Below are 26906 nucleotides of genomic sequence, written 5' to 3' on the forward strand. Positions count from 1 at the left end.
CGTCGCAGGGCCGTCCGGCGCCGAGGTTTGTCCACTAGCCCAGGGTGGGTTCGTTGCTGATCCCATGAGGCACATGGCCAGTGGCGACGACACTGCGCGCACGCTCGCAATGGCCTGCCTGGTCGTCGAAAAACACATCGGCGGCAAAGGCTTCGAGGAACGCCGATTTGTCCAGGCCACCGAGGAACAACGACTCGTCCAGACGAATATCCCACTCGCGCAGCGTACGGATCACGCGCTCATGGGCCGGTGCCGAACGGGCCGTGACCAGCGCCGTGCGAATCGGGCAGGCGCCTTCGGGGAACTCCTTCTGCAGCACGTTGAGTGCCGCCAAAAATGGCTTGAACGGCCCACCGCGCAACGGCTCGCGGGCCGACTGGCGCTCGCTGGCCTGAAAGGCTTCAAGGCCACCCAGCTGATAGACACGCTCGGACTCATCGGAAAACAGCACCGCGTCGCCGTCAAAAGCGATGCGCAGTTCGTCACTGGCGGCGCGGCGGGCACCACCGGAGAGAATGGTGGCAGCGGCGAAGCCGGCCTCCAGGGCGCTGCGTACATCATCGGCATCGGTGGACAGGAACAGATGGCAGCCAAACGCCGCCAGATAAGGATAAGGACTACGGCCGCCAACAAAGGCAGCACGGTAAATGCCCAGGCCATGGTGCTCAATCGAATTGAAGACCCGCAAGCCTGTGTCGGCGCTGTTGCGCGACACCAGCACCACCTCGACCCGGGGCTGGCCGAGGCTGGCATTCAGGCCCAGGAGTTTTTCCACCAGCGGGAAGGCGTCGCCGGGTTCGAGCACCTGGTCTTCGTGTTCGATCTGGTACTGGCGGTAGGCTTCAACGCCCTGGGCCAGGTACAGGCGGTGGCTCTCGCTGAGGTCGAACAGCGCTCGGGAGGAGATGGCGACGACCAGTTTGTCGCCGAGATTCTTGCTCATGTGCTGTATCTCCTACATACCCTGTGGGAGCTGGCTTGCCAGCGATTGGCTGCGCAGCAGCCCCGACGCTCATCAATCCTGCAAGTTATGCCGATCAATAAAGGCCAGGGCCTGATACAGCACCTGCATCTTCGGCAATTCACACCCCGCCGCCCTGGCCTGGGCCAACGGCTCGGCATAAATGGCCGCCAGTTCCAACGGCCGCTGCTGGGTAAAGTCGTGGTACATGCTCGGCCAGTAATCAGGCATCTTCTCGGTTACCGCGAACAGGTGCTCGGCATAGCCTTGCGGCAGCTCATGGCCACACGCACGCGCGCCCTGCACCACTTCGGCCATCAACGCCTGGATCAAGGCGCGGCTGTCGGCGTCGGCCATCAGCGGCGTGGTGCTGGCCTTGAGCAGCACTGACAAACCATTGTAGGGCACATTCCACACCAGCTTCTGCCAGCGGGCCTGGGCCAGGTTGGTCATCGCCTGGGAGTCGATGCCGGCTGCATGGAACAACGTCGCTCCGGCCTCGACAATGGACTGCCGGCTGTCTTCATCCGCCGCCGGACCACTGTGATAGCCAAGGTTCACCGCACCCAACGACTGGTGCCGGATCACCCCCGGGGCTTCGCGGTTGACGCAGATAAAGCACAAGCCACCGAGCAGGTGCAGGTCGGCGGGCAGCAACGGGCGCAACTGCTCTTCGACACCCAGGCCGTTTTGCAGCAGCACCACCTTGGCATCAGGCGCCGCGACCTGAGCGATCAACGGCGCAAGCTCGGCGTTGCTGGTGGTCTTGGCGCCCACCAGCAACCAGTCGCAGGGCGGCATGTCAGCGGCTTCGGCATAGGCCAAGACCGGCATCTTTATAACGCCGTGAACCGCGCTGTCGAGCTGCAACCCGTGCTGCTGAACGGCTTCGAACTCGCTACGCAGGAGAAAATGCACCTCGAACCCGGCACGCGCCAGCATCAGGCCATAGAAGCCGCCAATGGCGCCGGTTCCGATCACGCCGATACGCGGGTTGCTCGTGCTCATCCTGCTCTCCTCAACCGTTCATTTTCTGTTCACATTTTTTACACGCAAATCATACGTCTTGCGAACCTTCACTATACTCAAGCGAACAAGGTCAAAAAATCGACACGGAGTCGAGCATGCGTGGGTTTCTGCTGCACCCGGACGACGTTCCGGTCGTACTGACCCTGCGTCAGTCGCCCAAACTGTTTCGCCAACGTCTGCACACTATCAGCCTGGGCGGAATCGCCTGCAACCATCCACGGGCCTATCGACGCGGCATGGCGGTGGAAATGCTGATCCCCTCGCTCGGCGCCGAGGCACGCTATCCCGGTTATGTCGCCTGGTGCCAGAAGCAACAGGACGGCTATCGGGTGGGCATTGCCTTCGTCGATGAACAAGCATTGTTTGGCGCGCGCATGGGCGAACAGGTGTGCCAGATCCAGCACTTCTGCCAGGCACAAACCCAAGCCGAAAGCCCGGACGCGGACCTTGAAACCCTCGCCCAGCAATGGGTCAGCCTGCACGCCGGCGAGTTCTCCGAAGCCAGCCTTGAGGCAAGCCATACCCGGGAAATCCTCCTTCCGGGCTAAAAACCCCGTGTCTGTGGGCTTTTCCTTGCAGGAAAGCCGCCCTTGCCCATTGTCGAGCCACGGTGTAACGCGCTAAGGTTCGGCTCCCCGCTGCGTACAATTTTCGCTGCTCCGCCGCACGGGGATCGCTGGCGGCCGGCACCCGTGACCTGACGAGTAACACGATGGCTGATTTACCGATCGATGACCTTAACGTTGCCTCCAACGAGACCTTGATCACCCCCGATCAGCTCAAGAAGGAAATCCCCCTCAGCGCTACCGCCCTGCAGACCGTGACTGCCGGTCGCGAAGTGGTACGCAATATCCTCGACGGCAAGGACCACCGCCTGTTCGTGGTGATCGGCCCCTGCTCGATCCACGACATCAAGGCTGCCCACGAATACGCCGAGCGCCTCAAGGTGCTGGCGGCAGAGGTGTCCGACACCCTGTACCTGGTCATGCGCGTGTATTTCGAAAAGCCGCGGACCACGGTCGGCTGGAAAGGCCTGATCAACGACCCGTACCTGGACGACTCGTTCAAGATCCAGGATGGCCTGCACATCGGTCGCCAACTGCTGCTGGACCTGGCGGAAATGGGCCTGCCGACCGCCACCGAAGCCCTTGACCCGATCTCCCCGCAGTACCTGCAGGACCTGATCAGCTGGTCGGCCATCGGCGCGCGCACCACCGAATCCCAGACCCACCGCGAAATGGCCTCGGGCCTGTCCTCGGCGGTCGGTTTCAAAAACGGTACCGACGGCGGCCTGACCGTTGCCATCAATGCCCTGCAGTCGGTTTCCAGCCCGCATCGCTTCCTCGGCATCAACCAGGAAGGCGGCGTGTCCATCGTCACCACCAAGGGCAACGCCTACGGTCACGTGGTACTGCGTGGTGGCAACGGCAAGCCCAACTATGACTCGGTCAGCGTCGCCCTGTGCGAACAGGCCCTGGCCAAGGCCAAGATCAAGCCGAACATCATGGTCGACTGCAGCCACGCCAACTCCAACAAGGACCCGGCCCTGCAGCCGCTGGTGATGGAGAACGTCGCCAACCAGATCCTCGAAGGCAACCAGTCGATCATCGGCCTGATGGTCGAGAGCCACCTGAACTGGGGCTGCCAGGCGATCCCGAAAGACCTCAACGACCTGCAGTACGGTGTATCCATCACCGACGCCTGCATCGACTGGGAGTCGACCGAGAAGACCTTGCGCAGCATGCACGCCAAGCTCAAGGACGTGCTGCCCAAACGCCAGCGCGGCTGACAGGCAGATACAAAAACGCCGGGCAATTGCCCGGCGTTTTTATTGGTGCGTTGAACAGCAGCGCTGATGGCTGCCCTTCGCGATCCTCAGGCCTTGTTGGTGGCGTGTTTTTGCTGACGCTCCATGTAACGCTCGACATAGGAGCACGACGGGATCACGGTATAACCCATGTCTTCGGCGTACTTGAGCGCCTGTTCGGTGAGTGCCGCAGCGATACCCCGGCCACGCAACGCGTTCGGTACGAACGTGCGATAGATATCCAGGGTTTGCTTACCCAGGTCCATGTAGGTCAGGTAAGCACGATGACCGTCCACATTGGTCTCGAATTGATGACCAGCCTGGTCATGGTGGATGGACAACGCCTCGCTCATCACTACTCCTCGCGGGTCTTGTGCTCTGACCCCTACCTTACCGATGTTTTTCCGGCGAAGGAACCTCTACGCCACCCCGTGCCCCATTGGACAGCGAGAAGAGCATGGCTGTTCTCTGGCAAATGAGCACGTACAAATAGTAGGCGCCCCACGCCCAGATGCTCAAGGTGGCTGGTCGCAAATTTCACCCACTTGTGGCAAGCGGACACGGCGGCGAGCATCGGCCTGAACAGTTGCCGGATGTTGTAGTGCTATGACGAAGGATGACACTTTAAGTCACTTTTAGTTCAACAAAATACGCACTTGCTACACTTGCAAGCACCCGCGCGGGCGGCGCCTTCACAGTTTTTCTACATTAGGCTGTGGCGGACCCGGGACAGGCGCATTTTTTTGCAGTTCTTGCGCTCTGTCAGTTTACTTACTACAAGTAATGGGTACTATGTACGCCGGCCAGTTTCTCTTTCTTGAGAGATGGCTATTTAATAGAAAGTCCTTGAAGGGGAACACGATGAACAACGTTCTGAAATTTTCTGCTCTGGCTCTGGCCGCAGTTCTGGCTACCGGTTGCAGCAGCGTATCCAAAGAAACCGAAGCTCGTCTGACCGCTACCGAAGACGCAGCTGCTCGTGCACAAGCTCGTGCCGATGAAGCCTATCGCAAAGCTGACGACGCTCTGGCTGCTGCTCAAAAAGCACAACAGACCGCTGACGAAGCTAACGAGCGCGCTCTGCGTATGCTGGACAAAGCCAGCCGCAAGTAATAGTCCTTCGGGATTGTTATTGGAAGCCGACCCACTTGTGGGTCGGCTTTTTTATTGCTGCCAGAAAAGTGCGACGCCAGAAACGACGAGGCCTGCACGATGGCAGGCCTCGGATAAAGCAGGCAGGGCTTACTGCATGTCGTAAGGCACGCTGGAAACCATCGGCGCCTGGCCGCCGGCACCATTGGGTACGGCAATTTCCACCGGCATGCCGTCTTCGGCTGCGATCACATCACGCACCATGTCCCAGTTCATGCGCAGGTTGTTGGCCAGGTCTTCACGCTTGAGCAGGGCATTGATGACTGACGTGTGCTTGTCGACCACCGACGGGTCGCCCTTGTCGTCCAGCGGCGTGTGCGCCTCGAGGTAGACCTTGCCGGCACTGAGGCCGAACTTGTAGGGCTCGTTGATGATGCGTACCGGCACACCGACCGGGGCCATCTTGGCCAGCTCAAGCACGTTGTTGTTGAACATGCGGAAGCAACCGTGGCTGGTGCGCATGCCGATGCCGAACTTCTTGTTCGAACCGTGGATCAGGTAGCCCGGCACGCCAAGGGTGAACTTGAACGGCCCCAGCGGGTTGTCCGGGCCTGCCGGCACCACGGCCGGGAGGATGTCACCGTCTTCGGCGTGTTCCTTGCGGATCGAGGCCGGTGGCGTCCAGGTCGGGTTCGGGGTCTTGGCCGTGACCCTGGTGTTGGCGATCGGCGAGCCCCAGCCTTCACGACCGATACCCAGCGGGTAGGTGTGCACCACGTTCTGCCCTTTCGGGTAGTAGTACATGCGGTACTCGGCCAGGTTGATGACGATGCCTTCACGCGGGCCCGGCGGCAGGATGAAGCGGGTCGGCAGGATGATCTCGGTGCCGGCGCCCGGCAGCCATGGGTCGACGCCGGGGTTGGCGGCGATCATTTCCAGATAGCCAAGGTCGTTGGCTGTACCGATGTCGGCAAAGGTGTCTTCGTACTTGGCCTTGATCACCTGGACCTGGCCGATGACGTCTTCACCGGGAGACGGCAGGGGGAACTCCAGCGCAGCAGCGGGACCTGCCGCCAGCAGGGCGGCCAGGGACAGGCAACGGGTGACGGCGGGAAAGCGCGGCAACATCCGGGAAATCCTTCGCTAATTCAATTGAGTCAAGCAATCGATTGTACACCGCCCCCTGCATAATCGGGAGATGTCCCGGCAGCGGTTGGCCGTACAGGGGATGAAAGGTTATATCAGCAGGTTACAGCTCGGGCCATACCGGCCGTGTGCCACGGCGCTGGGCATCGAGAATCGCCCGGCACAGCGAGCACAGGCGGCGGTCACGGTAAATGCTGCGCTCGGCCTGCGACCAGCGCGGTTGCGCCGGCAACAGAGTGCCGCACAGGGTACGGTCGGCCGAGCCACCGAGCTCAAGCTGGCGGGCTACCAGGTGGACGCGGATCTCCTGGCAGGCGAACAGGTCAAGCTGTTCGTCAGGCTCGATCAATTGATAGGCATACAGGGACCAGGCGGGACGCGGCATCGGGGGCTCCAAATCGGGGGCGCAACATTAGCCGAAAGCCGGTCACTATAAAAGCGTCAAAGCAGCGGTTTTAGTTGCGGCCAGGCATTTTCCAGCAACCTGGCCTGGGCGCCCTGCCCCGGATGAATGCCATCGGCCTGCATCAGCTCGGGCACACCGCCCACCCCTTCGAGAAAAAACGGCACCAGCGGCACCTGTTTTTCCGTCGCCAGGTTTTCATACACCTTGGCGAAGGCCTCGTTGTAACGCTTGCCATAGTTGGGCGGCAGGCGCATGCCCAGTAAGAGCACCTTGGCGCCGGCAGCCCGCGATTTGTCGATCATCGAGGCAAGATTTTGTTGCAATTGCGTTGGCAGCTGCCCGCGCAGGCCATCGTTGCCGCCCAATTCAAGCACCACCAGCTCCGGCTTGTGCTCTGCAAGCAGCGCCGGCAGCCGCGCCTGGCCTCCGGCACTGGTGTCGCCGCTGATCGAGGCATTGACCACCTTGGCGTCGAAACCCTCGCGCTTAAGGCGTTGCTCCAGCAAGGCAACCCAGCCCTCGCGGGTATCCAGGCCGAAAGCGGCACTGATACTATCGCCGACAATCAGCACGGTCCCCGCTGCTGCGCCCTGGGCCATGCACATCAAGGCCAGGCCAGCACTCAATAACCATACTCGCATCGGATTCTCCATGGGCCCCAGCATTCTCAGTGCGCGCAACCTTAGCAAAGTGGTCCCCAGCGCGGAAGGCGACCTGACCATCCTGCACGAACTCTCGCTGGAATTGAAACAGGGCGACAGCCTGGCGATTGTCGGCGCCTCGGGCTCGGGCAAATCGACCCTGCTCGGCCTGCTCGCCGGCCTCGACCTGCCCAGTGCCGGCTCCGTGACGCTAGCGGGCCATGACCTCGGCCCGCTGGATGAAGACCAGCGCGCGCGGGTGCGGGCCGAGCACGTCGGCTTTGTGTTCCAGTCGTTCCAATTGCTCGACAGCCTCAACGCGCTGGAAAACGTCATGCTGCCACTGGAGCTGGACGGTCGCCGCGATGCCCGCGAGCACGCCCGCAGCCTGCTTGAGCGGGTCGGCCTGGGCCAGCGCCTGAGCCACTCGCCACGCCAGCTTTCCGGTGGCGAACAGCAACGGGTGGCCATCGCCCGCGCCTTTGCCGCCGAGCCCGCGGTGCTGTTTGCCGACGAGCCCACCGGCAACCTCGACAGCCATACCGGCGAGCGTATCAGCGACCTGCTGTTCGACCTGAACAAGGAACGCGGCACCACCCTGGTGCTGGTCACCCATGACGAACGCCTGGCCCAGCGCTGCCGTCGTCTGATCCGCCTGGACGCCGGCCACCTGGTCGCGCCGCTGGAGCCTTGATGAAGCGCTTGCCGTTGTTCCCCCTGGCCCTGCGCCAGTTGCTGCGCGACGCCCGCGCCGGTGAGTTGCGCGTGCTGTTCTTCGCCCTGTTGGTGGCGGTGGCGGCCAGTACCGCCATCGGTTATTTCGGCGCCCGCCTCAACGGCGCCATGTTGCTGCGCGCCACCGAATTCCTCGGCGCCGACCTGGTGCTGCAAGGCAGCTCGCCAGCCGCGCCCGAGCAGGTCAACCGCGGCACCGCGCTGGGCTTGCAACACGCCCGGGTGGTCGAGTTTTCCAGCGTGATCGCCACCGACAACGGTATTCAGTTGTCGAGCATCAAGGCGGCCAACGCTACCTACCCGCTGCGCGGTGCGCTGCGCAGCGCCGCCGAGCCCTATGGCGCCGAAACCGCTGGCGGCGGCCCGGCGCCAGGCGAGGCCTGGGTCGAACCGCGACTGCTGGCGGCGCTGGACCTGAAGATCGGCGACAGTATCGATGTGGGCATGAAAACCCTGCGCATGAGCCGGGTGCTGACCTACGAGCCCGACCGCGCCGGCAACTTCTACAGCCTGACCCCGCGAGTGCTGATCAACCTCGCCGACCTTGAGGCCACCGGGGTGGTGCAACCGGGTAGCCGGGTCAGTTATCGCGAACTCTGGCGTGGCGAGCCCGACGCGCTGGCCAGTTATCGTGACGCGGTGAGCAAAAGCCTCGCCGCCAACCAACGCCTGCAGGACTCGCGCGACGGCAACCAGCAGATCGGCGGCGCCCTGGGCAAGGCCGAGCGCTACCTGAACATGGCCAGCCTGGTGGCGGTGCTGCTCGCCGGTGTTGCCGTGGCGCTGTCGGCCAGCCGCTTCGCTACCCGTCGGTTCGATGCCAGCGCCCTGCTGCGTTGCCTGGGCCTGTCGCGTCGCCAGGCGTTGAGCCTGTTCTGCCTGCAACTGGCGATTCTGGGCAGCATCGCCGCACTGTGTGGCGCAGCGCTCGGCTGGCTGGCCCAGTTGGGCTTGTTCGAGTTGCTGCAAGGGTTGATGCCGGCACAGGTTCCGCCCGGTGGCATTGCCCCGGCCCTGGCCGGGATTGCCACTGGCCTGGTGGCCCTGGCCGGTTTCGCCCTGCCGCCGCTGGCGGCCCTTGGCCGGGTGCCGCCGTTGCGGGTCCTGCGCCGCGACCTGTTGCCGGTGCCGGCCAGTAGCTGGCTGGTGTATGGCGCCGCGCTGTTTGCCCTGGGGCTGATCATGTGGCGGCTGAGCCTCGACCTGCTGCTGACCTTTGCCCTGCTCGGCGGCGGCCTGGTCGCCGCCTTGCTGCTCGGCGGGCTGCTGTTGCTCGGCCTGCGCAGCCTGCGGCGCCTGCTCGCCGATAGCCCGCTGGCCTGGCGCCTGGGCCTTGGCCAATTGCTGCGCCACCCGCTGGCGGCTGCCGGGCAATCCCTGGCCTTCGGTCTGATCCTGCTGGCCATGGCCCTGATTGCCCTGTTGCGCGCCGAGCTGCTCGACACCTGGCAGAACCAGTTGCCCAAGGACGCGCCGAACTATTTCGCCCTGAACATCCTGCCCGACGACAAGAACAGCTTTGCCCAGCGCCTGACCGAGTTCTCTGCCCAAGCCGCGCCGTTGTACCCGGTGATCCCCGGACGCCTGACGGCAATCAACGGCGAGCCGGTGCAACAGATCGTCAGCAAGGAAACCACCGGCGACCGCGCCGTGCAGCGCGACCTGAGCCTGACCTGGGCCGCCGACCTGCCCCAGGGCAACAGCCTGATCGCCGGCCAGTGGTGGCAAGCCAAACCTGCCGCCGAGGCCTTGCCCGGTGTTTCGGTGGAAGCCGAACTGGCCCTGAGCCTCAAGCTCAAGCTGGGCGACCAACTGACCTTCACCATTGGCGGCCTGCAACGCCAGGTACAGGTCAGCAGCCTGCGCACAGTCAACTGGGACAGCTTCCAGCCCAACTTCTACATGATCTTCCAGCCTGAAACCCTGCAGGACCTGCCGACCACCTACCTGACCAGCTTCTACCTGGCACCCGGCCATGACCCGCAGGTGGTGGCGCTGTCGCGGGCGTTTCCGGCGGTGACCATCCTCCAGGTCGACGCCCTGCTCGAACAGCTGCGCAGCATCCTCGCCCAGGTCACCCTGGCGGTGGAGTACGTGCTGTTGTTCGTGCTGGCGGCGGGCCTGGCAGTGCTGTTCGCCGGCTTGCAGGCGACCCTTGATGAACGCATCCGCCAGGGCGCCCTGCTGCGTGCCCTGGGCGCCGGGCGCGGCTTGCTGGTCAAGGCCCGGCGCATCGAGTTCGGCTTGCTCGGGGCGGCCAGCGGCCTGCTGGCGGCAATCGGCTGCGAGCTGATCACCCTGGTGCTGTACCGCTATGCCTTCGACCTGCACTGGAGCCCGCACCCGTGGCTGCTGTTGCTGCCGGTCATCGGCGCCCTGCTGGTCGGCGGCGCCGGGGTCTACGGTACGCGCCGGGCGCTCAATGCCAGCCCGCTGGCGGTGCTGCGCGAGGGCTGATCAGGGTTTGACGTAGTCGATGGCGTTGACCCACCAGCACATCTCGCCGGAAGGGGTCTGGACGATGACTTCATCGCCGACCTCTTTTTTCAGCAAGGCGCGGGCCATGGGCGAGTCGATCGAGATGTAGTCCATGCGCCCGTAGATCTCGTCGTAACCGACGATGCGAAAACGCTTGGTCTCGCCCTCCTCGTTCTCGATCTCGACCCAGGCGCCGAAGAACACCCGGCCTTCCTGCTCCGGCGAGTACTCGACCACGCGCATGTCTTCCAGACGCTTGCGCAGGTAGCGCACGCGGCGGTCGATCTCACGCAGCAGTTTCTTGTTGTACTGGTAATCGGCGTTTTCGCTACGATCGCCCAAAGACGCCGCCCAGGTGACTTTCTGGGTGATATCGGGACGCTTTACCCGCCACAGATGGTCCAGCTCCTGCTTGAGCGCTTCGTGACCTTCCTTCGTGATGATTTGCGTACTCAACAAAAATTCTCGCTTACAGGCTGACTGAGTGGCTTGCAGGGCCTGATCATCAACCCTGCCGACGCGCGGCGCAACTGCACGTGACTTGTGCCTGGCGGCTCCAGTCCCAAAGGGAATCCGCAGACAACCACAACAATACGGTCTGACCCGCATGCACGCCCAACGCACCACCTTGCACAACGAGTTGCACGCCCGCCCGTCGCTGTACTTCGATGAGCCGGCGCATGTTTTCCACCTGGCGTTTCTCGGCACCGATGCCGATTGCAACGCTCTGCTGCAGCGCTGCTGCGCGGATGCGTTCGAGCCGGACGCCGCGCAGGGCATCACCCAGCTGGACGGCCATCCGTTCAAATGGGAACGCCATGCCGAGTTCTTCACCCTGACGATGGTGGTACCCGCCGCCAGCCGCGAGCTGAACTGGACCACCCTGCCGCCGGCCCTGGCCGCAGGTGTCGAGCCTTACCGCGAGCAGATGATCAACGCGGTGCAGGTACTGGTGCGCGACGAACAGGATCTGGACCTGAGCCGCTACGCGTTCAAGGACCCTTGCGGCTCCTGCGTGGGCGGCGGCGATGCCGTGGTGTGGAGCGATTTTCGCCTGACTGCAGATGGCACCAACCGCTTCCTGTTCATCAACCGCCGGCTCAATGCCTACCGTCAGGGGCGAATGATCCGCCGCCTGCTGGAGATCGAGACCTACCGGATGATGGCCTCATTGTCGTTGACCGTTGCCAAGGCCCTGAGCCCGCAACTTGACGCCTATGACCGCAAGCTGGTCAGCCTGTCGGAACGCAACGTCAGCAGTGACGGCGGCAATGCCAAGGCGCTGCTGGCCGATATCGCCCAACTGTCGCGCCAGGTGGTCGGCAGCACGGTCAAGCACCGCCATCGCTTCAGCGCCACCCAGGCCTATGCGCAACTGGTATTCGAGCGCCTGGGCGAACTGCGTGAAAGCCATGTCGGTGATTGCCAGCGCCTGGGGGTGTTCATCGAGCGGCGGTTCAAGCCCACCGTGCGTTACTGCGCGGTCACCGAACAACGCCTTGAGCACCTGGCCGAGAGCGTGGCCAACCTTGGCGACCTGCTGCAGGCACGGGTGCAGGTCGAGATGGAGGAACAGAACGCCGAGATCTTGCGCAGCCTCAACGCCCGCGCCGACACTCAGATCAAGATCCAGCGGGCGGTCGAAGGGCTTTCGATCATCGCCATCAGCTACTACCTGCTGAGCCTGTTCAAGCTCTTCTATGCCGGCCTGCATACCCTGGGCGCGCAGATCAGCGCACGCGAGGCGTTGTTGGGCATGGCGCCGGTGGTGATGCTGATCATGCTGGTGATCCTGCTACGGATCAGGAAAGCCAAGGCGCATTGACGTACCGGCCCGGGCGCTTCAAGCCCGGGTGATCAACCCCTGGCGGGCGACGCGGGTCAGGTGGCCGATGACTTCGGCAGCGTCGTCGGCGCTGGGCGACTGGATCACGGCGAGGTCGAAACGGTCGTTGGCGAACTGGCCAAGGGAGTCGCGGCTATCGGCGAACTGGATCAGGAAGGCGGAGTTGCGGCTGTTGCGACGCGGCCAGCCGTCGAGGTAACGCAGAAGGGTTGGCTGATGGCTGCCGCCCAGAAGAATACGCGGCGTGCGCGTGCCCTGGCTGGCGGGCAACGGGGTCAGGCAAACGCTGGAACGTGGACAACTCATGGGGTTAGATCTCCGCCTCGCAAAACCCGCTGGGCTGCGGTGGGAGGCGTCACCGAACCAGCGTTTTAGCGGTATTTGGTGAAACCTCCGAAGAGGTAACCCTGCGCCCCGCAAGTAGCTGTTTAAATCGGCGCAAGTCAGCATCCTAGAGAAGCCGCGGGTGGAATGTCAACGGCCTGGCGACTAAAAAGCCCCGGAAATCCGACATCAAACGATAGGAGCGGGGTTGCCCCGCGATAGCGTTCTGTCTGCCAGATCGCATCGCGGGGCAAGTCGAGTCAGGCGGCATCACCGCCCCATCCGGATCAGCGCACAATCAATCGATCCAACGACAGTTTCCCCGCCCCCTCAACCAGCACCGCCAGCGTCCCCGCCATCAACGCCAGGGCAAACTCATAGCCATTGTTGGCCATGAACAACCCATTGCCGATATGCACCGAGAAGATCGCCACGATCAGCGTCACGGTCAGCGCCAGTGCAGCTGGCCGTACCAGCAAGCCGATCACCAGGGCCAGGCCGCCGAAGAACTCGGCACCGCCGGACAGCAGCGCCATCAGCAGGCCAGGCGCCAGGCCGAGGCTTTCCATGAACTGCGCGGTCCCCGCCAGGCCGCCGCCGCCAAACAGGCCGAAGAGCTTCTGCGCGCCATGGGCCATGAAGATGATACCGACCAGAATACGGATGATGCTCAGGCCCCAGCTGGCACGGCTGGCAACTACGGCGTTGAGGATGTTGTTGTTCATGAGTGTTCCTTAAGGGGTGTGATGTGTGGTGTTGGGCGCCATATTAATCGAATAAACCAATAGTAAAATCGCAAAATTTACGACATTAAAATCGAATTATTCGATTATTTTTGCCCCACACCTTTACCCCCTTTCGGCTCCAGGGATGCGCGCTCACGGTCGAAGGCCAGGAAGTACTTGTTGACGCTGTTCACATAGCTCACCGGCCCCATGCCCACCTGTTCCATGGCGATGCGCTCGGTCTGGAAGAACCACTGGTTGCCATTGAGCCCACGCCGCCGCGCTTCGGCACGCATCGCCTGAACCCGCTCCGGGCCCAGGTTATAGGCCGCCAGGGTGAACGCCATGCGTTCACGCTCGTTAAGCTGGTTGCTGGAAAAGAACTTGCGCCGGATCAGCGCCATGTAGCGGGCGCTGGCCTGAACATTGCCATCGACATTGGCAATATTGCTCACCCCCACCCGCTGAGCGGCGCTGGGAGTGATCTGCATCAGCCCGTGGGCGCCCCCTGCCCCGCGGGCAGTCGGGTCAAGGGAGGACTCCTTGAAGGCCACCGCAGCCAGGTTCAACCAGTCGATCTTCTGTTCGCGGGCGTGGCGCTGCAGCACCGGACGCAATGCCTCCAGGCGCTTGCGATCAGTGCGTGCCAGGGGATTGTGGACCCGGTACAGACGCCGGTAGATCCGCTCAAACGCTGCATCCTGATTGGCCGGCGCCTTGTAGCCCTGAAGAAAGCGATCGACGCTGGCGTGCAGCATTACCGCGTCACGGCGCACGTACCAGCGCATGGCCTCGGGGCTGGCCACATGCAGTTTGCGCTCGACCCGCAGCTTGGGCATGACCTTGGCCCAGCGTTCGGCAATCGGCTGCTCGACCACGGTCAGGTGAAAAATCCCGGCCTGGACCATCTCCAGCACATCTTCGACCGCCAGCGTCGGGTCGACCCACTCGACCTTGATCGGCGCCAGCTTACGCAGGGCCAGCTTCTGGTTGATCTCATGCAGGGTGTCGCCGGCGGCACTTGAGCTGGTCAGTGCCAAGGTGCGCCCGGACAGTTGCTCGACGCGCTGGAAACTGCGCTCGCCCTTGCGCCCGACCAGCACCAGGGGCACCTTGTCGACCACCGGATCACTGGCACTGAGGCCGCGGGTGGAGGTTGGATCGACCAGTTCGCCCGGTGCCACCAGGTCGGCTTCGCCGCGCTGCAAGGCGGCCAGCAGCTGTTCCTTGGCGCGGGGGATGATCTTCAGGCGGATTTCCTCGCCATCGCGGGCGCGGGCGTTGAGGTAGTGCTCAAAAGCACGCAGGCGGTGGTGCTCGACGCCCACCGGTTCGCCCTTGACTTCGCCGGAGCTGTTGCGGCTCTGGTTGACCAGCACTTTCAGCACCCGGCTGCTGCGAATCTGCGCCAGGTCGCGCACCGGGGTCTTGGGCACCGCCTGTTGCGGGCCGGCCAGACGCGCGCTGGCCGGCCCTGCCGTCAGCAGCGAGAAGCTCAGCACGATCAACAAAAACAGCGCTCGGGTCATCCGTTGCGAGGTCCGCGCGTGTGGGGTTGGCGCCATAGTTTGCAGTCGTTCCATGACAGTTGACCGCAAAAGACCACGACAACTCGTTGAAGTTCTTGGCTTTATCGATTTTCGTCGAGCTTTGTTATGCTGGCCGGCCCCCGGCCTGAGGTAGCACCATGCAACTCATCGACATCGGCGTCAATCTGACCAACCCAAGTTTTGCCGACAAACACCCGGCAATTCTCGAACGCGCCGAGGCCGCCGGGGTGGTGCAGATGATGGTCACCGGCACCAGCCTTGCGGGCAGCGAACAGGCCCTTGAGCTGTGCCAGCAGTTGGATGAAGGCGCCCAGCGCCTGTTCAGCACCGCCGGGGTTCACCCCCATGACGCCAGCAGTTGGAGCACCGACAGCAACCGCCAGCTGCGCGCCTTGCTTGAGCAGCCGCGGGTGCAGGCCGTGGGTGAATGCGGGCTGGATTTCAACCGCGATTTCTCGCCGCGCCCGCAACAGGAAAAAGCCCTGGAAGAACAGCTGGCCCTGGCGGTGGAACTGCAGATGCCGGTGTTTCTTCACGAACGTGACGCCAGCGAACGCCTGCTGGCGATCCTCAAGGATTTTCGTGACCGCCTGCCAGCGGCGGTGGTGCACTGCTTTACCGGCGAGCGTGCGGCACTGTTCGGCTACCTCGACCTGGACCTGCACATCGGCATCACCGGCTGGATCTGCGACGAGCGGCGCGGCACCCACCTGCACCCGCTGGTCAGCAGCATCCCCCAGGGCCGGCTGATGCTCGAAAGCGACGCGCCCTACCTGCTGCCACGCAGCCTGCGGCCCAAGCCGAAAAGCGGGCGCAACGAACCGGCGTTCCTGACCGAAGTGCTGCGGGAAGTGGCCCTGCACCGTGGCGAAAGCGCCGAGCAGCTGGCAGCCCACAGCACCGCCACTGCCCGCGCCTTCTTTAACCTGCCCGCGATTATTTGACGCATATCAAAACGTCTTGATGATCGACTGGGCACAATGATGGCACCTTGCCAACAATGTTTCCGCTCAATCAGAGAAGACCTACCATGGGTGCCTGGCTTAGCAATATCTCCCTGAAGTACAAGTTCTGGGCCGTGAATGCGGTTGCCTTTGTCACCACGCTGTTTCTGGTGCTGTATGCCGTGCACCTTGAACAGCAGGCCCGGGCCCAGAGTGCACAAAGCAAAGCCCAGGCCCAGGCGCAGCTACTGGCGGCCTGGCCAGCCGGGCAACCCCTGCCGAGCAACGCGCTGTGGCTGACGTACACCACCGGCCAGGCGCCGCAGTTCGAAGGGCACAGCCTCGATGCGCTGGCCTCGGCCCAAGGCTGGGTCGAGCTCGAAGGCATGCCGTTGCTGGGTGACAATCCGCTGGCCGGTGCCCAGGTCATCAGCCACGGCGATCAGCAGATCGCCGTGCTCGCGCCCTCCCCCAGCCTGATCCAGGTATTCACCGACCGCTTCACCAATTACGCCGTGTGCGTACTGATTCTGATGTTGGCGATGCTCTGCGCCTCGCAACTGCTGATCCGCTTCCTGCTCAGCCAGCTCAACACCCTCAAGGACGTGATGCTGCACGTGGAAAAAACCGGCGACCTGTCAGCCCGCGTGCCCCTGGCCTGTGGTGATGAAGTCGGACAGATGGCCAGCGCCTTCAATGCCATGCAGACCACCTACCACCGGGTGGTCAACACCGTGGCGCGCACCGCCGCGCAACTGGATTCCGGCGCCGCGCGCCTGGCCGCGAGCATGAACGACGTGCGTCACGGCATGCTCGGCCAGCAGAGCGAAACCGACCAGGCCGCCACCGCCATCAACGAAATGACCGCCACGGTCTATCACATCGCCCAGCACGCCGGCGCCACCCGCGACCTGTCGCAGAGCGCCGACACCCTGGCCGGCAGCGGCCAGGAAGTGGTCAGCCGGGTACAGACCTCGATTGCCGGGCTGTCCAGCGGCGTACAACAGACCGCCGAAATGATCCGCCAGCTGGCCGACGACAGCCAGAAGATCAACGGCGTGGTCGGGGTGATTCACAGCATCGCCGAGCAGACCAACCTGCTGGCACTCAACGCCGCCATCGAGGCGGCCCGGGCCGGCGATCTGGGCCGTGGCTTTGCGGTGGTCGCCGACGAGGTGCGCAACCTGGCCAAACGGGTACAGGCCTCTACCGACGAAATCACCACCATGGTCTCGGCCCTGCAGGCCGGTACCCGCGACGCCGTGGATTTCATGCAGGAAAGCTCGTTCAAGGCCGACGACTGTGTGCAACAGGCCCAGGAAGCCGGCGCCGCCCTGGCGGAGATCACCAGCGCGGTGGCGCAGATGCGTGAGAGCAATACGCAGATTGCCGTGGCCGCCGAGCAGCAGAGCCAGGTGGCCGAGGAAATGAACCGGGCGGTGGTGAGCATCCGCGACGTCACCGAAGAGACCGTGCAGCAGACCGTTGACTCGGCCACCACCAGCAGCGAACTGGCGACCCTGGCCGGCGAGTTGAACAAGGCCATCGGCCAGCTCAAGCTATAGGCGTCATAGCCGCCATCGATTGGCCCCTTTGCCGGGGCCGCACTATTCTTCAGGCAAGCCCCTGAGGAACATTTCCATGAGTAAACGCCTGCCCAACCTGCCCGCCTGGCAATGGCGTGGCTACCACCACAACCACCGCAACCCGACCAACCTGGTGCTGCACCTGATTGCCGTGCCGCTGTTCATCCTCGGCGTGTTGCTGGTGCTCTCGGGGCTGTTCTCGCTGGACCTTGGGCAACTGGCCGTGGGCATCATCGCCCTGATCGCCGGGCTCGGTCTACAGCGCCAGGGGCACCGCCTGGAAGCCGAACAACCCGAGCCGTTCGCCGACCGCAAGGATGCCATTGGCCGCCTGCTGGTCGAGCAGTTCATCACCTTTCCGCGCTTCGTGCTCAGCGGTGCCTGGTGGCGTGCCTGGCGCCAGCGTCATCGCCGTTAAGCGAACACCGACACCGTCTGGCGACTGATTGCCAGCAACTCGCCAGAAGCGCTCCATAGCGCGGCCGAGGCATGCCCGTAACCATCGCGGGCGTGGTCGATCTGCGCACAGTACCGGCACCAGTCCAGGGTGCTCAGGCTCGGCACCGGCTGCACGAACTCGATGGTCCAGGTCAGGGTGCTGCCCGCCGCCGGTTTGCTCAGGTAAGGCAACAAGGTCGGCGGCCAGGCATCGACCAGCGCCAGCAGGTGCGCCTCACTGACCGGCTCATCCTTGACGTCACCGCGCAGGCGTACCCAACCGCCCATGCTGCGCGATGGCGTGTTGCTGAACGGCAAGCCGCCCACCGCCCAGCGCAGGGCCAGGTGGCGCATGAACTCCGGCGTGATCCCCTTGATGTAAGGCAGCTCGGGCGCGGCCTCCTGCAGGCTTTTCATTTCGACCGCCGGCAAGGCCGGAACATCGATGACCGAGTCACGCCCGGCACCAAAGCTGCCCTGGATCAGCGTCACCACTTGACCGTTCTGAGTGGCCCGGCCTAACAGCGAACTGACGGCCTTGCCCTCGCGCAGCAGCTCGACGTCGAAGCTGATCGGCACTTCGGGCTCGGCCGGGCCGACAAAGGTAATGGCCAGGGAACGCACTGGACGCCCCGGCGAAGTCTTGGCCAGCATGGCCTCGTACACCAGGGCAGCCATCAGCCCGCCAAAACAGGCACGGCCCTGGGCCCAGCTTGAATCGATGGTCACCGCCTGGGGATGCTGGCGGACCGCCGTGAGCAATTGCGAAAAGTTCATGACGACCTCAGCGATCAGAAAAAAATTGATCTTAACCAGACAGCAGCCGGTCTACAGCACGCATTTCGGCCATTTCAGCGGGCTATCGCTGCGCAAGCCGCACCTGCAGGCGTTCCAGGGTGGCATCGGCGCGTTGCTCGGCCATGGTCTGCTGCGTTTGCCAGTGGCTGACACACGGGGCCAGGTCGGGTTGCTGCTCGGCTTGCAGCAGCCACTGCAGCAGGTCGTGCCAGGTGCCCAGGTCACCCTGGGCACGCTTGAGGGCCTTTTGCAGGCGGGGGTTGGAGTGCTGCAACTGCGGATAGGCTTCAGCCGCGTAGCGCACCCGCTTGATCAGCAGGCGCAGGCGATGGCGGTCGTGGGCGGGATCGTCAAGGGCCTCACGCAGTTGCTTCCACTGTTTTCCCAGGCGTCTGTCGATGCGCTGTTGCAGGCGCCGGATCAGGCCCTGGCGCTGCGCTGCGCGCAAGAACACCGGGAAAGCGTCGACGATTGCCAGCAGGCGCGCCAGCTCGGGGCTGGCGGCGACATTGGCGAAGGTTTGCCTGCGGTGCGCCAGGCGCGATTGCGCAGCGGCCGTCTGCTGTCGCTCGAACAACTGCGCGGCCAGCACCTCACGGTCACGCAGTGGTGTGGTCAGGGTACCCAGCGCCTGGGCAGCCGCTTCCAGCTGGTCGACGCCAGGCAATTCGCGCAGCGGCCGCAGCAGGCTGCGCAAGCGCCGCACGCCGATGCGCAGGTCGTGCAGCGCCTCGCTGTCGGTATCGGCAGCCAGACGTGCCTGGCACGCCAGCAGACGCACCTGCAGGCTCAGTACCTGGGCAATGACATGGTCAAGCATGGCCGACGACATGGTCTACTCCTGTATCAGCGCCCGGCGCGGGATTCGCGAATGTAGAAGCGGGCTTTCTGAGCCTTCCTGCTGCAGCCTTCGAACGCTTCGAACTGCTGCTGGGTCTTGGCCCCGGTCAACAGAGACAACGCCTTGGAGTAGCTGACGGTACCGGCGAAGCCTTCGGCCTTGGCCAGGTCGAGCTCCTTCCAGGCCGCGTCCAGCTGATTGGCGCAGCTGTCGCGGTAGGCCGTCTTGCCAGCGCAACCGGTCAGGACCAGGGCAATCAAGGGCAGGCAAATCCAGGCTTTCATCGGCAATTCCTCAAAAGAAAAAGTTCAGGGTGGCGACTTCGACGGCAAACAGTGAGAAAAGTGCCCTATTCAGCGTAGCGCAGCGCCGCTGACGATTGAAGCACAGACACAATTGGGCGCATTGTTAGACCATGGAAGCAGAACACCGGGGAAGCATCATGAAAAAGCGCGTCGCACTGGTTCTGGGTTCAGGCGGGGCTCGGGGCTATGCACACATCGGCGTGATCGAGGAAATCGAGCGCCGCGGCTACGACATCGCCTGCATCGCCGGGTGCTCCATGGGTGCGGTAATCGGCGGTATTTACGCCGCCGGCAAACTCGATCAATACCGCAACTGGATCGAGAGCCTGGACTACCTGGACGTGCTGCGCCTGGTGGACGTGAGCTTTCGCCTGGGGGCGATACGCGGTGAGAAAGTCTTCGGACAGATTCGCAAGATCGTCGGCGAGGTCAATATCGAAGACCTGCGCATCCCCTACACGGCAGTCGCCACCGACCTGACCAACCAGCAGGAAATCTGGTTCCAGGAGGGCTGCCTGCACCAGGCCATGCGTGCCTCGGCGGCGATTCCCAGCCTGTTCACGCCGGTGGTGCAAGGCAACCGCATGCTGGTCGATGGCGGCATCCTCAACCCTTTGCCGATCATCCCGGTGGTCTCCAGCCACTGCGACCTGATCATCGCCGTGAACCTCAACTCGACCAACCAGAGGCATTACCAGTTACCGGTGATCGAACGCCCGGCAGCGTTCAAGTTGCGCTTTGACAGCCTGATCAACTCGCTGGGCTCGCACCTGCCGTTCCGGCGCAAACCGGCCGAGCAATTGATGCGCATCGAGCAGGAGCTGCAACCTGAGGCGGCGCAGATTCCCAACCCCTGGCTCAGCGACGCGGCCGCCCCCGAGGCCCAGCAACCGGCCGCGGCGCCGGAGGCTGACGGCGCGCCGAAATCGGCGACCGGCTCGTTCATCATCGACAACGTCGGGCCTGCCTCCCTGCTGGACTTGATCAACCAGAGCTTCGAGGTGATGCAGACGTCACTTGCCCAGTACAAGATTGCCGGGTATCCGCCGGACGTGCTGATCAACGTGCCCAAGCGAGTGTGCCGGTTCTTCGAGTTCTACAAGGCGCCGGAGCTGATTGCCCTGGGCCGGGAAATTGCCCGCGATACGCTGGATAACTATGAGGCGGAGCGGCGTTGACGGCTAACAGCATCGCGGGGCAAGCCCGCTCCTACATTTGCTGTGGGAGCGGGCTTGCCCCGCGATAGGGCCCTTAATTCTGCTCCGGACCGATCAGCCTGTACCCCACCCCAGGCTCAGTCACGATAAACCGCGGCGCCGTGGGGTCATCGCCGAGCTTCTGGCGCACATGGGCGACGACGATGCGCAGGTAGTGGCTGTCATCGACGTGGGTCGGCCCCCAGATATCCTTGAGCAGTTGCTGCTGGGTGATCACCCGCCCCGGATGGCTGGCCAGCTGCGCCAATAGCGCATATTCCTTGCGGGTCAGCGCCACCTCGATGCCGTCCAGGGTCACCCGGCGAAACGCCAGGTCGACGGTCAAGGGCCCGAAGCTCAGCGCCGATACGGTGGCTGTCGCCTGCGGCGCCTGGCGCAGCAAGGCCCGCACCCGGGCAAGAAACTCCTGGATGCCGAAGGGCTTGGTCACGTAGTCGTTGGCACCGCTGTCCAGCGCCTCGACCTTCTGGATTTCACTGGCCCGCACCGACAGCACCAGCACCGGCACCGCACTCCACTCGCGCAGTTCACGCAGCACCTGCTGGCCGTCCATGTCCGGCAGGCCCAGATCGAGCACCACCAGGTCGGGGCGCGCCAATGCCGCCTGGGTCAAACCTTCGGCACCGGTAGCGGCCTCCACCACCTTGTAGCCCTGGGAACTCAGGCTGATACGCAGGAACTTGCGGATTTGCGGCTCGTCATCGATGACCAGCAGGGTCGCGCTTTGGCTCATGGGGCTTCGCTTTCAGGCTCGGGTTGGGTCGGCAGCGGCAAGCATAGAGTGATGCAGGTGCCCTTGCCATCGATACCATCGCCCACGCGGATATGCCCGCCATGGGCGCCGATCATGCCCTGGCAAATCGCCAGGCCCAGCCCCGTGCCCTGCCCGCCCCGGTCACCGCGGGCAGCGGTGTAGAACATGTCGAAAATCCGCTCGCGATCGGCCTCGGGAATACCCGGCCCTTCATCGCTGACGGCAAAGCACAACAACTCGCCCTCAGTGCTGACCTGAAGCGCCAGCCGCCCAGCCGCCGGAGAAAAACGTGCAGCGTTCTCCAGCACATTGATCAGCGCCTGCTCGATCAACGCGGCGTGAACGAACAACAACGGCAAGTCGGCCGGCACCTCGGTGCGCAGTTGCAACGGCGCCAGCACCACCCGCAGGCGGTTCAGGGCACTGCCGACAATGTCGGTGGGCGCCACCCAGTCGCGCGCCAGCTTCAAGCCGCCATGGCCCAGGCGGGTCATGTCGAGCAGGTTCTGGATGTAGCGATCCAGGCGTTCGGCTTCGTTGCGGGTGCCTTCGAGCAACTCCTGGCGATCGGCCTTGGGGATCGCCTCACCGAGGGCCAGCAGGCTGTCGATGCTGCCGCGCATGGCGGTCAGCGGCGTGCGCAGGTCGTGGGACACCGAGGCCAGCAAGGCGCTGCGCAGCTGTTCGGTTTCGCCATGCAAACGGGCCGACTCAAGCTGCTCGGCCAATCGCGCCCGGGCCAGGGCCTGGGCCAGCGGCTGGCTCAGGGCCTTGAGCAGGCGGCAATGCTGGGCCGTCAGTTGCTGGCCCTTGCGCGGTCGCACGCCGAGCAGCGCCAGGCGTGCCTCGTCCACCGACAGCGGCCACCACCACCAGCGGCCATTGGGCAAGGTATCGCTGCCCTGGCCCGCCGCCTGGTCGTGCTGCCAGGCCCAGTCGGCGGCGGCACGCTCATTGTCGCTGAACTGCAGGTCGCCGCCACTGGCCACCTGCAGTCGACCCTCGGCATCGCGTTCGAGCAGGCACACCTGCAGGTCCTGCCAGCCATCCAGGTGTTGGCCGGCGGCGGTGAACACCGCCTGGCGGTCGGTGGCGGCGGTGAGCTTGCGCGACAGCTCAAGCAACTGGCTGGTCTGCTCCTGGGTTTCGCGCAGGGCCTGCAACTGCCGGCGCTGGCGTGCGGCGAGGTTACCGGTGAGCGCTGCCATCAACAGGAAGAACAGCGAGGTCAGTACGTCTTCTTCACGTTGGATGCTGAAAGAGAACGTCGGCGGAATGAACAAAAAGTCGTAGGCCAGGAACGACATCACCGCACAGGCCAGCGCCGGGCCCAGGCTACTGCGTACCGCCACCAGCAACACCGCGGCGAGAAACACCAGGGAGATGTTCGGCAAGGCCAGCACGCTGGCCACCGCCCAGGCCAGGCCGGACGCCAACAGGGTGGCGGCCAGGGCCAACAGGTAATGGCGCCAGACCCAGACCTTTTTCACCGCTGCACTGGGCGGTTCGGGCTGGGTGTCGCGGTCGAGCACGTTGATTTCCAGGCCATGGGCATCACGCAGCAAGCGCGTCGCCACCCCGGCGCCGAACAGCCGCCGGCGCAGGCGATCGCGTGACTGGCCGACCAGCACCAGGCTCGCGCGCCGTTCCAGGGCATGCTGGATCAGGGTCCTGGCCACCTCGCCGGCGCGCAACAGCACCACTTCGCCACCCAGGCGTTCGGCCAGTTGCTGGGCCGCCTGCAAGCGCTGACGTGCGGTTTCGTCGCGCAGCCGGCCGTTGTCGACGTGCACCAGGGTCCAGGGCAGATGGCGGCGCTGGGCGACACGGCTGGCATGCCGCACCAGGCGCTCGGCCTGGGCATCGCCATCGACGCCGACCAGCAAGCGACCGCGCAAGGCCGGGGCGTCCTGGCCAAGCTGGCGGTAACCGTGGGCCAGGTCCGCATCGACCTGGGCCGCCGCTGTCTGCATGGCCAACTCGCGCAAGGCGGTCAGGTTGGTTTGGGAAAAAAACGCATCGATCGCCGCCCGCGCCTGCTCCGGCACATACACCTTGCCTTCGCGCAGGCGCTCAAGCAGCTCGCGCGGCGGCAGGTCGATCAGCACCAGTTCGAAGGCTTCCTGCAGCACCCAGTCCGGCAGGGTTTCACGCACCTGCACGCCCGTGATGCCGCGCACCTGGTCGTTGAGGCTTTCCAGGTGCTGGACGTTGACCGTGGTGTAGACGTCGATGCCGGCGGCGAGCAACTCCTGGACATCCTGCCAGCGCTTGGCGTGGCGGCTGCCAGGAGCGTTACTGTGGGCCAGCTCGTCGACCAGCACCAGTTGCGGGCGGGCCTTGAGCAGGCTGTCGAGGTCCATTTCTTCCAGCAGCATGCCGCGGTATTCGCTGCGCAGCAGTGGCTGCTGGGGCAAGCCGCCGAGCAGCGCTTCGGTCTCGGCGCGGCCATGGGTCTCGACCACTGCGGCCAGCAGCGCCACCCCCTGGCGCAACTGGGCATGGGCGGCCTGGAGCATGGCGTAGGTCTTGCCTACCCCGGGCGCCGCGCCCAGAAACACCTTGAGCCGGCCGCGCCCTTCGCGCGGCAGCCCAGCCAACAACGCATCTGCGCGTTCGGAATTGCTCATGCTCACTGCCTGTCCTTATTTCGACGCCGGTGCCAGCCGCTCAAGGGCGCTGTTCAGGGCCAGCACATTGACCACCGGCGGGCCGATCAAGGGATGCAGGGTGGACTGCTCGACCAGCAGTTGCAAGGCCTCGGGCGCAACCTTGCGCGCCGCCGCCACCCGCGGCAGCTGGTAGGCCACCGCCGCAGGCGACAGGTGCGGGTCCAGGCCGCTGCCGGAGGTGGTCAGCAAGGCCAGCGGCACGGGCCCCTGCGCTTCGATGTACAGCTGCGCGGCGCTGCTCTTGACCCGCTCGGCCAACGCCGGATTGCTCGGTGCCAGGTTGCTGGCGCTACTGGCTACCGTGGCGTAGTCGCCCGCCGAAGGCCGCGACTGGAACCAGGCGTCGCCCTCGAAGCGTTGCGCGATCAACTGCGAGCCGCGCACCTGGCCCTGCCCGTCGCGCAGCAGGCTGCCATTGGCCTGGTCGGGGAAGGCCACTTGGGCGATGCCGGTGACCACCAGCGGGTACACCGCGCCGGTGATCAGGGTCATCAACAGGATCAGGCTCAGGGCCGGACGAATATGGGTAGTCATGGTCATCTCCTTGGTTCAGACCAGCTTCAGGGCGGTGAGCAACAGGTCGATCAGCTTGATCCCGGCGAACGGCACGATCAGCCCGCCCAGGCCATAGATCAGCAGGTTGCGACGCAGCAGGTGGGCGGCGCTGGCGGCCTGCACCCGCACCCCGCGCAGGGCCAGCGGGATCAGCACGACGATGATCAGGGCGTTGAAGACGATTGCCGAGAGGATCGCGCTCTGCGGGCTGCTCAGGTGCATCAGGTTGAGCACGCCCAGTTGCGGGTAGATCGCCGCGAACAAGGCCGGGAGGATGGCGAAGTACTTGGCTACGTCGTTGGCAATCGAGAAGGTGGTCAACGCACCACGGGTCACCAGCAACTCCTTGCCGACCTGGACCACATCCAGCAGCTTGGTCGGGTCGCTGTCCAGGTCGACCATGTTGGCTGCCTCGCGGGCTGCCTGGGTGCCGTCGTTCATGGCCATGCCGACATCGGCCTGGGCCAGCGCCGGGGCATCGTTGGCGCCGTCACCGCACATGGCCACCAGACGGCCGTCGTTCTGTTCCTGGCGGATGCGCGCCAGCTTCTTCTCCGGGGTGGCTTCGGCGAGCACGTCATCGACCCCGGCTTCGGCGGCAATCGCCGCAGCGGTCAGCGGGTTGTCGCCGGTGACCATCACCGTGCGGATGCCCAGCTTGCGCAGCTCGGCAAAGCGCTCGCGGATGCCCGGCTTGACCACGTCCTTGAGGTGGATCACGCCGAGCAGGCGCTTGTCGAGGCACACCAGCAGCGGCGTGCCACCGCTCTGGGCAATCTTGTCCACTTCCCGGGCCAATGACGCCGGCATTTCCAGGCGTTGCATGCCGACGAAGGCCAGCACCGAGTCCACCGCGCCCTTGCGATAGCGACGTTGCTGATAGTCGATGCCGGACAGCCGGGTTTCGGCGCTGAAGGCCACGGGCGTGAGCTGATCGGCAGTCGGTTCGGTGAAATCATGCAACTGGCGCAGGTACTCGACAATCGACTTGCCTTCGGCAGTGTCGTCGGCCAGCGACGCCAGCAAGGCGCCCTCGCCCAACTCCCGCGCGGTAACGCCGGGCGCCGCATGCAGGGCGCTGCAGCGGCGGTTGCCGAAGGTGATGGTGCCGGTCTTGTCGAGCATCAGCACATGCACATCACCGGCAGCCTCTACCGCACGACCGGAGCGGGCGATCACATTCAGGCGCACCAGGCGGTCCATGCCCGCGATACCGATGGCCGACAACAGGCCGCCGATGGTGGTCGGGATCAAGGTCACCAGCAGCGCCACCAGGAACACCAGCGGGATGCTGCCACCGGCAAAATGGGCGAACGGCTGCAGGGTCACCACGACCACCAGAAAGATCAGGGTCAGGCCGATCAGCAGGATGTCCAGGGCGATCTCGTTGGGAGTCTTCTGCCGTTTGGCGCCTTCGACCAGGGCGATCATGCGGTCCAGGGTCGACTCGCCGGGGTTGCTGGTGATGCTGATCAGCAACCAGTCGGAGACCAGCCGGGTGTTGCCGGTGACCGCCGAACGATCACCGCCGGACTCGCGGATTACCGGCGCGGATTCACCGGTAATCGCCGCCTCGTTGACCGCGGCGATACCTTCAAGCACCTCGCCGTCGCCAGGGATCATCTCCCCGGCCGAGACCTTGACCACATCACCCTTGCGCAGGCTGGTGGCCGGGACAATCTCGAAGCTGCCCGAGGCCGTACGGCGACGGGCACTGAGGCCCTGGCTGCCGGCCTTGAGGCTGTCGGCGCGGGCCTTGCCACGGCCCTCGGCGAGGGCTTCGGCGAAGTTGGCAAACAGCACCGTGAACCACAGCCACAGGGCGATCTGCAACGCCACGCCAGTGGGCACGCGGCTGTCAGGCAGCAAACACAGCAAGGTGGTGAAGATCGCGGTCAGTTCCACCACCAGCATCACCGGCGAGCGCTTGAGTTGGCGCGGGTCGAGCTTGACGAAGGCCTGTACCAGCGCCGGGCGCCACAGGGCGGCAACGGTGGTGCGCGCAGCTTCGGCGGCCTGCACCTTTACTTCGGGAATCGGCATATTCATCAGTTGT

At 64.4% G+C, this 26906-nt stretch carries 27 protein-coding genes; 10 read left to right on the forward strand and 17 right to left on the reverse strand.

Annotation, left to right across the window (positions count from 1 at the left end; genetic code table 11):
* Positions 1 to 34 precede the first annotated feature (34 nt).
* Positions 35 to 943, reverse strand: coding sequence for a 5'-nucleotidase (locus PspR32_RS17150; protein WP_100782382.1), 909 nt, complete (start codon positions 941 to 943; stop codon positions 35 to 37).
* Between the two features lie 72 nt (positions 944 to 1015).
* Complete coding sequence (locus PspR32_RS17155; RefSeq protein ID WP_010222543.1) at positions 1016 to 1969, reverse strand: putative 2-dehydropantoate 2-reductase; 954 nt, start codon at positions 1967 to 1969, stop codon at positions 1016 to 1018.
* Positions 1970 to 2085: 116 nt separating this feature from the next.
* Here PspR32_RS17155 and PspR32_RS17160 point away from each other — a divergent pair, with 116 nt between their 5' ends.
* Both PspR32_RS17160 and PspR32_RS17165 read left to right on the forward strand, forming a co-directional pair.
* On the forward strand, positions 2086 to 2538 hold the full coding sequence (locus PspR32_RS17160) for a PilZ domain-containing protein (RefSeq protein WP_010222544.1): 453 nt from the start codon (positions 2086 to 2088) through the stop codon (positions 2536 to 2538).
* 164 nt (positions 2539 to 2702) lie between these two features.
* Entirely contained in the window at positions 2703 to 3779 is a 1077-nt protein-coding gene (locus tag PspR32_RS17165) for a 3-deoxy-7-phosphoheptulonate synthase (protein ID WP_010222545.1), read from the forward strand.
* Positions 3780 to 3865: 86 nt separating this feature from the next.
* Here PspR32_RS17165 and PspR32_RS17170 read toward each other — a convergent pair whose 3' ends face one another.
* A complete protein-coding gene (locus tag PspR32_RS17170) occupies positions 3866 to 4150 on the reverse strand; it encodes a GNAT family N-acetyltransferase (RefSeq protein ID WP_010222546.1) in 285 nt (94 codons plus the stop codon).
* Positions 4151 to 4658: 508 nt separating this feature from the next.
* On the opposite strand from PspR32_RS17170, the gene oprI reads away from it, so the two are divergent.
* On the forward strand, positions 4659 to 4910 hold the full coding sequence (gene oprI / locus PspR32_RS17175) for an outer membrane lipoprotei OprI (protein WP_003259780.1): 252 nt from the start codon (positions 4659 to 4661) through the stop codon (positions 4908 to 4910).
* 129 nt (positions 4911 to 5039) lie between these two features.
* Here the strand turns inward: oprI and PspR32_RS17180 are convergent, their stop codons facing one another.
* The 3 genes from PspR32_RS17180 to PspR32_RS17190 form a co-directional block, all read right to left on the reverse strand.
* Positions 5040 to 6017: a L,D-transpeptidase family protein gene (locus PspR32_RS17180; RefSeq protein WP_159388944.1), complete on the reverse strand. Its 978-nt coding sequence runs from the start codon at positions 6015 to 6017 to the stop codon at positions 5040 to 5042.
* Between the two features lie 121 nt (positions 6018 to 6138).
* Positions 6139 to 6420: a hypothetical protein gene (locus PspR32_RS17185; protein ID WP_010222548.1), complete on the reverse strand. Its 282-nt coding sequence runs from the start codon at positions 6418 to 6420 to the stop codon at positions 6139 to 6141.
* Positions 6421 to 6476: 56 nt separating this feature from the next.
* Entirely contained in the window at positions 6477 to 7082 is a 606-nt protein-coding gene (locus tag PspR32_RS17190; protein WP_010222549.1) for an arylesterase, read from the reverse strand.
* 10 nt (positions 7083 to 7092) lie between these two features.
* Here PspR32_RS17190 and PspR32_RS17195 point away from each other — a divergent pair, with 10 nt between their 5' ends.
* Entirely contained in the window at positions 7093 to 7776 is a 684-nt protein-coding gene (locus PspR32_RS17195; RefSeq protein ID WP_010222550.1) for an ABC transporter ATP-binding protein, read from the forward strand.
* Complete coding sequence (locus PspR32_RS17200; RefSeq protein WP_010222551.1) at positions 7776 to 10274, forward strand: ABC transporter permease; 2499 nt, start codon at positions 7776 to 7778, stop codon at positions 10272 to 10274. The genes PspR32_RS17195 and PspR32_RS17200 overlap by 1 nt, the downstream gene beginning before the upstream one ends.
* Here PspR32_RS17200 and greB read toward each other — a convergent pair whose 3' ends face one another.
* Positions 10275 to 10751: a transcription elongation factor GreB gene (gene greB / locus PspR32_RS17205; protein ID WP_010222552.1), complete on the reverse strand. Its 477-nt coding sequence runs from the start codon at positions 10749 to 10751 to the stop codon at positions 10275 to 10277.
* Positions 10752 to 10902: 151 nt separating this feature from the next.
* Between greB and PspR32_RS17210 the strand changes: the two genes are divergently transcribed.
* Positions 10903 to 12120 (forward strand): DUF3422 domain-containing protein, encoded by a 1218-nt coding sequence (locus PspR32_RS17210; protein WP_159388945.1) that lies wholly within the window; start codon positions 10903 to 10905, stop codon positions 12118 to 12120.
* Between the two features lie 18 nt (positions 12121 to 12138).
* Here the strand turns inward: PspR32_RS17210 and PspR32_RS17215 are convergent, their stop codons facing one another.
* From PspR32_RS17215 to PspR32_RS17225, 3 genes are all read right to left on the reverse strand, one after another.
* Complete coding sequence (locus tag PspR32_RS17215) at positions 12139 to 12447, reverse strand: hypothetical protein (RefSeq protein ID WP_010222554.1); 309 nt, start codon at positions 12445 to 12447, stop codon at positions 12139 to 12141.
* Between the two features lie 305 nt (positions 12448 to 12752).
* Positions 12753 to 13190, reverse strand: a complete 438-nt coding sequence (locus tag PspR32_RS17220; protein ID WP_010222555.1) for a DoxX family protein — start codon at positions 13188 to 13190, stop codon at positions 12753 to 12755.
* 104 nt (positions 13191 to 13294) lie between these two features.
* Positions 13295 to 14719: a transglycosylase SLT domain-containing protein gene (locus PspR32_RS17225; protein WP_036996369.1), complete on the reverse strand. Its 1425-nt coding sequence runs from the start codon at positions 14717 to 14719 to the stop codon at positions 13295 to 13297.
* Between the two features lie 158 nt (positions 14720 to 14877).
* Here PspR32_RS17225 and PspR32_RS17230 point away from each other — a divergent pair, with 158 nt between their 5' ends.
* The 3 genes from PspR32_RS17230 to PspR32_RS17240 all read left to right on the forward strand — a co-directional run bounded on the left by PspR32_RS17230 (position 14878) and on the right by PspR32_RS17240 (position 17688).
* A complete protein-coding gene (locus PspR32_RS17230; protein WP_010222557.1) occupies positions 14878 to 15684 on the forward strand; it encodes a TatD family hydrolase in 807 nt (268 codons plus the stop codon).
* An 86-nt stretch (positions 15685 to 15770) separates the two neighbouring features.
* Positions 15771 to 17249 (forward strand): methyl-accepting chemotaxis protein, encoded by a 1479-nt coding sequence (locus tag PspR32_RS17235; RefSeq protein ID WP_036996370.1) that lies wholly within the window; start codon positions 15771 to 15773, stop codon positions 17247 to 17249.
* A 76-nt stretch (positions 17250 to 17325) separates the two neighbouring features.
* On the forward strand, positions 17326 to 17688 hold the full coding sequence (locus PspR32_RS17240; protein WP_010222559.1) for an Mpo1-like protein: 363 nt from the start codon (positions 17326 to 17328) through the stop codon (positions 17686 to 17688).
* Here PspR32_RS17240 and PspR32_RS17245 read toward each other — a convergent pair.
* The 3 genes from PspR32_RS17245 to PspR32_RS17255 form a co-directional block, all read right to left on the reverse strand.
* A complete protein-coding gene (locus PspR32_RS17245) occupies positions 17685 to 18485 on the reverse strand; it encodes an acyl-CoA thioesterase (protein WP_036996371.1) in 801 nt (266 codons plus the stop codon). The two genes, PspR32_RS17240 and PspR32_RS17245, sit on opposite strands and share 4 nt — an antisense overlap.
* A gap of 82 nt (positions 18486 to 18567) precedes the next feature.
* Positions 18568 to 19338: a CHAD domain-containing protein gene (locus tag PspR32_RS17250; protein WP_010222561.1), complete on the reverse strand. Its 771-nt coding sequence runs from the start codon at positions 19336 to 19338 to the stop codon at positions 18568 to 18570.
* Between the two features lie 14 nt (positions 19339 to 19352).
* Positions 19353 to 19631 carry a hypothetical protein gene (locus PspR32_RS17255; protein ID WP_010222562.1) on the reverse strand — a complete coding sequence of 93 codons (279 nt, stop codon included), beginning with the start codon at positions 19629 to 19631 and terminating at the stop codon, positions 19353 to 19355.
* A 158-nt stretch (positions 19632 to 19789) separates the two neighbouring features.
* On the opposite strand from PspR32_RS17255, the gene PspR32_RS17260 reads away from it, so the two are divergent.
* Entirely contained in the window at positions 19790 to 20830 is a 1041-nt protein-coding gene (locus tag PspR32_RS17260) for a patatin-like phospholipase family protein (RefSeq protein WP_159388946.1), read from the forward strand.
* A gap of 73 nt (positions 20831 to 20903) precedes the next feature.
* Here PspR32_RS17260 and PspR32_RS17265 read toward each other — a convergent pair whose 3' ends face one another.
* Genes PspR32_RS17265 through kdpB form a run of 4 tightly spaced genes read right to left on the reverse strand, consistent with a single transcriptional unit; the run spans position 20904 to position 26899 of the window.
* Entirely contained in the window at positions 20904 to 21602 is a 699-nt protein-coding gene (locus PspR32_RS17265) for a response regulator (RefSeq protein ID WP_036996383.1), read from the reverse strand.
* Entirely contained in the window at positions 21599 to 24253 is a 2655-nt protein-coding gene (locus PspR32_RS17270) for a sensor histidine kinase (protein ID WP_010222565.1), read from the reverse strand. The genes PspR32_RS17265 and PspR32_RS17270 overlap by 4 nt, the downstream gene beginning before the upstream one ends.
* Positions 24254 to 24268: 15 nt before the next feature.
* Complete coding sequence (kdpC, locus tag PspR32_RS17275; protein WP_010222566.1) at positions 24269 to 24829, reverse strand: potassium-transporting ATPase subunit KdpC; 561 nt, start codon at positions 24827 to 24829, stop codon at positions 24269 to 24271.
* A 15-nt stretch (positions 24830 to 24844) separates the two neighbouring features.
* On the reverse strand, positions 24845 to 26899 hold the full coding sequence (kdpB, locus tag PspR32_RS17280) for a potassium-transporting ATPase subunit KdpB (RefSeq protein ID WP_010222567.1): 2055 nt from the start codon (positions 26897 to 26899) through the stop codon (positions 24845 to 24847).
* Positions 26900 to 26906: the final 7 nt, after the last annotated feature.

The sequence above is a fragment of the Pseudomonas sp. R32 genome, from assembly GCF_009866705.1.
Lineage (GTDB): Bacteria > Pseudomonadota > Gammaproteobacteria > Pseudomonadales > Pseudomonadaceae > Aquipseudomonas > Aquipseudomonas donghuensis.

What these genes read in the sequence shown, in the direction of transcription:
- PspR32_RS17225 (WP_036996369.1), bottom strand. Translation starts at nt 14,719, where the DNA reads ATGACCCGAGCGCTGTTTTTGTTGATCGTGCTGAGCTTCTCGCTGCTG.
- kdpC (WP_010222566.1), bottom strand. Translation starts at nt 24,829, where the DNA reads ATGACTACCCATATTCGTCCGGCCCTGAGCCTGATCCTGTTGATGACC.
- PspR32_RS17260 (WP_159388946.1), top strand. Translation starts at nt 19,790, where the DNA reads ATGAAAAAGCGCGTCGCACTGGTTCTGGGTTCAGGCGGGGCTCGGGGC.
- PspR32_RS17170 (WP_010222546.1), bottom strand. Translation starts at nt 4,150, where the DNA reads ATGAGCGAGGCGTTGTCCATCCACCATGACCAGGCTGGTCATCAATTC.
- PspR32_RS17230 (WP_010222557.1), top strand. Translation starts at nt 14,878, where the DNA reads ATGCAACTCATCGACATCGGCGTCAATCTGACCAACCCAAGTTTTGCC.
- PspR32_RS17255 (WP_010222562.1), bottom strand. Translation starts at nt 19,631, where the DNA reads ATGAAAGCCTGGATTTGCCTGCCCTTGATTGCCCTGGTCCTGACCGGT.
- PspR32_RS17160 (WP_010222544.1), top strand. Translation starts at nt 2,086, where the DNA reads ATGCGTGGGTTTCTGCTGCACCCGGACGACGTTCCGGTCGTACTGACC.
- PspR32_RS17220 (WP_010222555.1), bottom strand. Translation starts at nt 13,190, where the DNA reads ATGAACAACAACATCCTCAACGCCGTAGTTGCCAGCCGTGCCAGCTGG.
- PspR32_RS17235 (WP_036996370.1), top strand. Translation starts at nt 15,771, where the DNA reads ATGGGTGCCTGGCTTAGCAATATCTCCCTGAAGTACAAGTTCTGGGCC.
- PspR32_RS17185 (WP_010222548.1), bottom strand. Translation starts at nt 6,420, where the DNA reads ATGCCGCGTCCCGCCTGGTCCCTGTATGCCTATCAATTGATCGAGCCT.
- PspR32_RS17240 (WP_010222559.1), top strand. Translation starts at nt 17,326, where the DNA reads ATGAGTAAACGCCTGCCCAACCTGCCCGCCTGGCAATGGCGTGGCTAC.
- PspR32_RS17210 (WP_159388945.1), top strand. Translation starts at nt 10,903, where the DNA reads ATGCACGCCCAACGCACCACCTTGCACAACGAGTTGCACGCCCGCCCG.
- PspR32_RS17215 (WP_010222554.1), bottom strand. Translation starts at nt 12,447, where the DNA reads ATGAGTTGTCCACGTTCCAGCGTTTGCCTGACCCCGTTGCCCGCCAGC.
- PspR32_RS17250 (WP_010222561.1), bottom strand. Translation starts at nt 19,338, where the DNA reads ATGTCGTCGGCCATGCTTGACCATGTCATTGCCCAGGTACTGAGCCTG.
- PspR32_RS17270 (WP_010222565.1), bottom strand. Translation starts at nt 24,253, where the DNA reads ATGAGCAATTCCGAACGCGCAGATGCGTTGTTGGCTGGGCTGCCGCGC.
- PspR32_RS17180 (WP_159388944.1), bottom strand. Translation starts at nt 6,017, where the DNA reads ATGTTGCCGCGCTTTCCCGCCGTCACCCGTTGCCTGTCCCTGGCCGCC.
- PspR32_RS17200 (WP_010222551.1), top strand. Translation starts at nt 7,776, where the DNA reads ATGAAGCGCTTGCCGTTGTTCCCCCTGGCCCTGCGCCAGTTGCTGCGC.
- kdpB (WP_010222567.1), bottom strand. Translation starts at nt 26,899, where the DNA reads ATGAATATGCCGATTCCCGAAGTAAAGGTGCAGGCCGCCGAAGCTGCG.
- PspR32_RS17155 (WP_010222543.1), bottom strand. Translation starts at nt 1,969, where the DNA reads ATGAGCACGAGCAACCCGCGTATCGGCGTGATCGGAACCGGCGCCATT.
- PspR32_RS17265 (WP_036996383.1), bottom strand. Translation starts at nt 21,602, where the DNA reads ATGAGCCAAAGCGCGACCCTGCTGGTCATCGATGACGAGCCGCAAATC.
- PspR32_RS17150 (WP_100782382.1), bottom strand. Translation starts at nt 943, where the DNA reads ATGAGCAAGAATCTCGGCGACAAACTGGTCGTCGCCATCTCCTCCCGA.
- PspR32_RS17190 (WP_010222549.1), bottom strand. Translation starts at nt 7,082, where the DNA reads ATGCGAGTATGGTTATTGAGTGCTGGCCTGGCCTTGATGTGCATGGCC.
- oprI (WP_003259780.1), top strand. Translation starts at nt 4,659, where the DNA reads ATGAACAACGTTCTGAAATTTTCTGCTCTGGCTCTGGCCGCAGTTCTG.
- PspR32_RS17195 (WP_010222550.1), top strand. Translation starts at nt 7,093, where the DNA reads ATGGGCCCCAGCATTCTCAGTGCGCGCAACCTTAGCAAAGTGGTCCCC.
- PspR32_RS17245 (WP_036996371.1), bottom strand. Translation starts at nt 18,485, where the DNA reads ATGAACTTTTCGCAATTGCTCACGGCGGTCCGCCAGCATCCCCAGGCG.
- PspR32_RS17165 (WP_010222545.1), top strand. Translation starts at nt 2,703, where the DNA reads ATGGCTGATTTACCGATCGATGACCTTAACGTTGCCTCCAACGAGACC.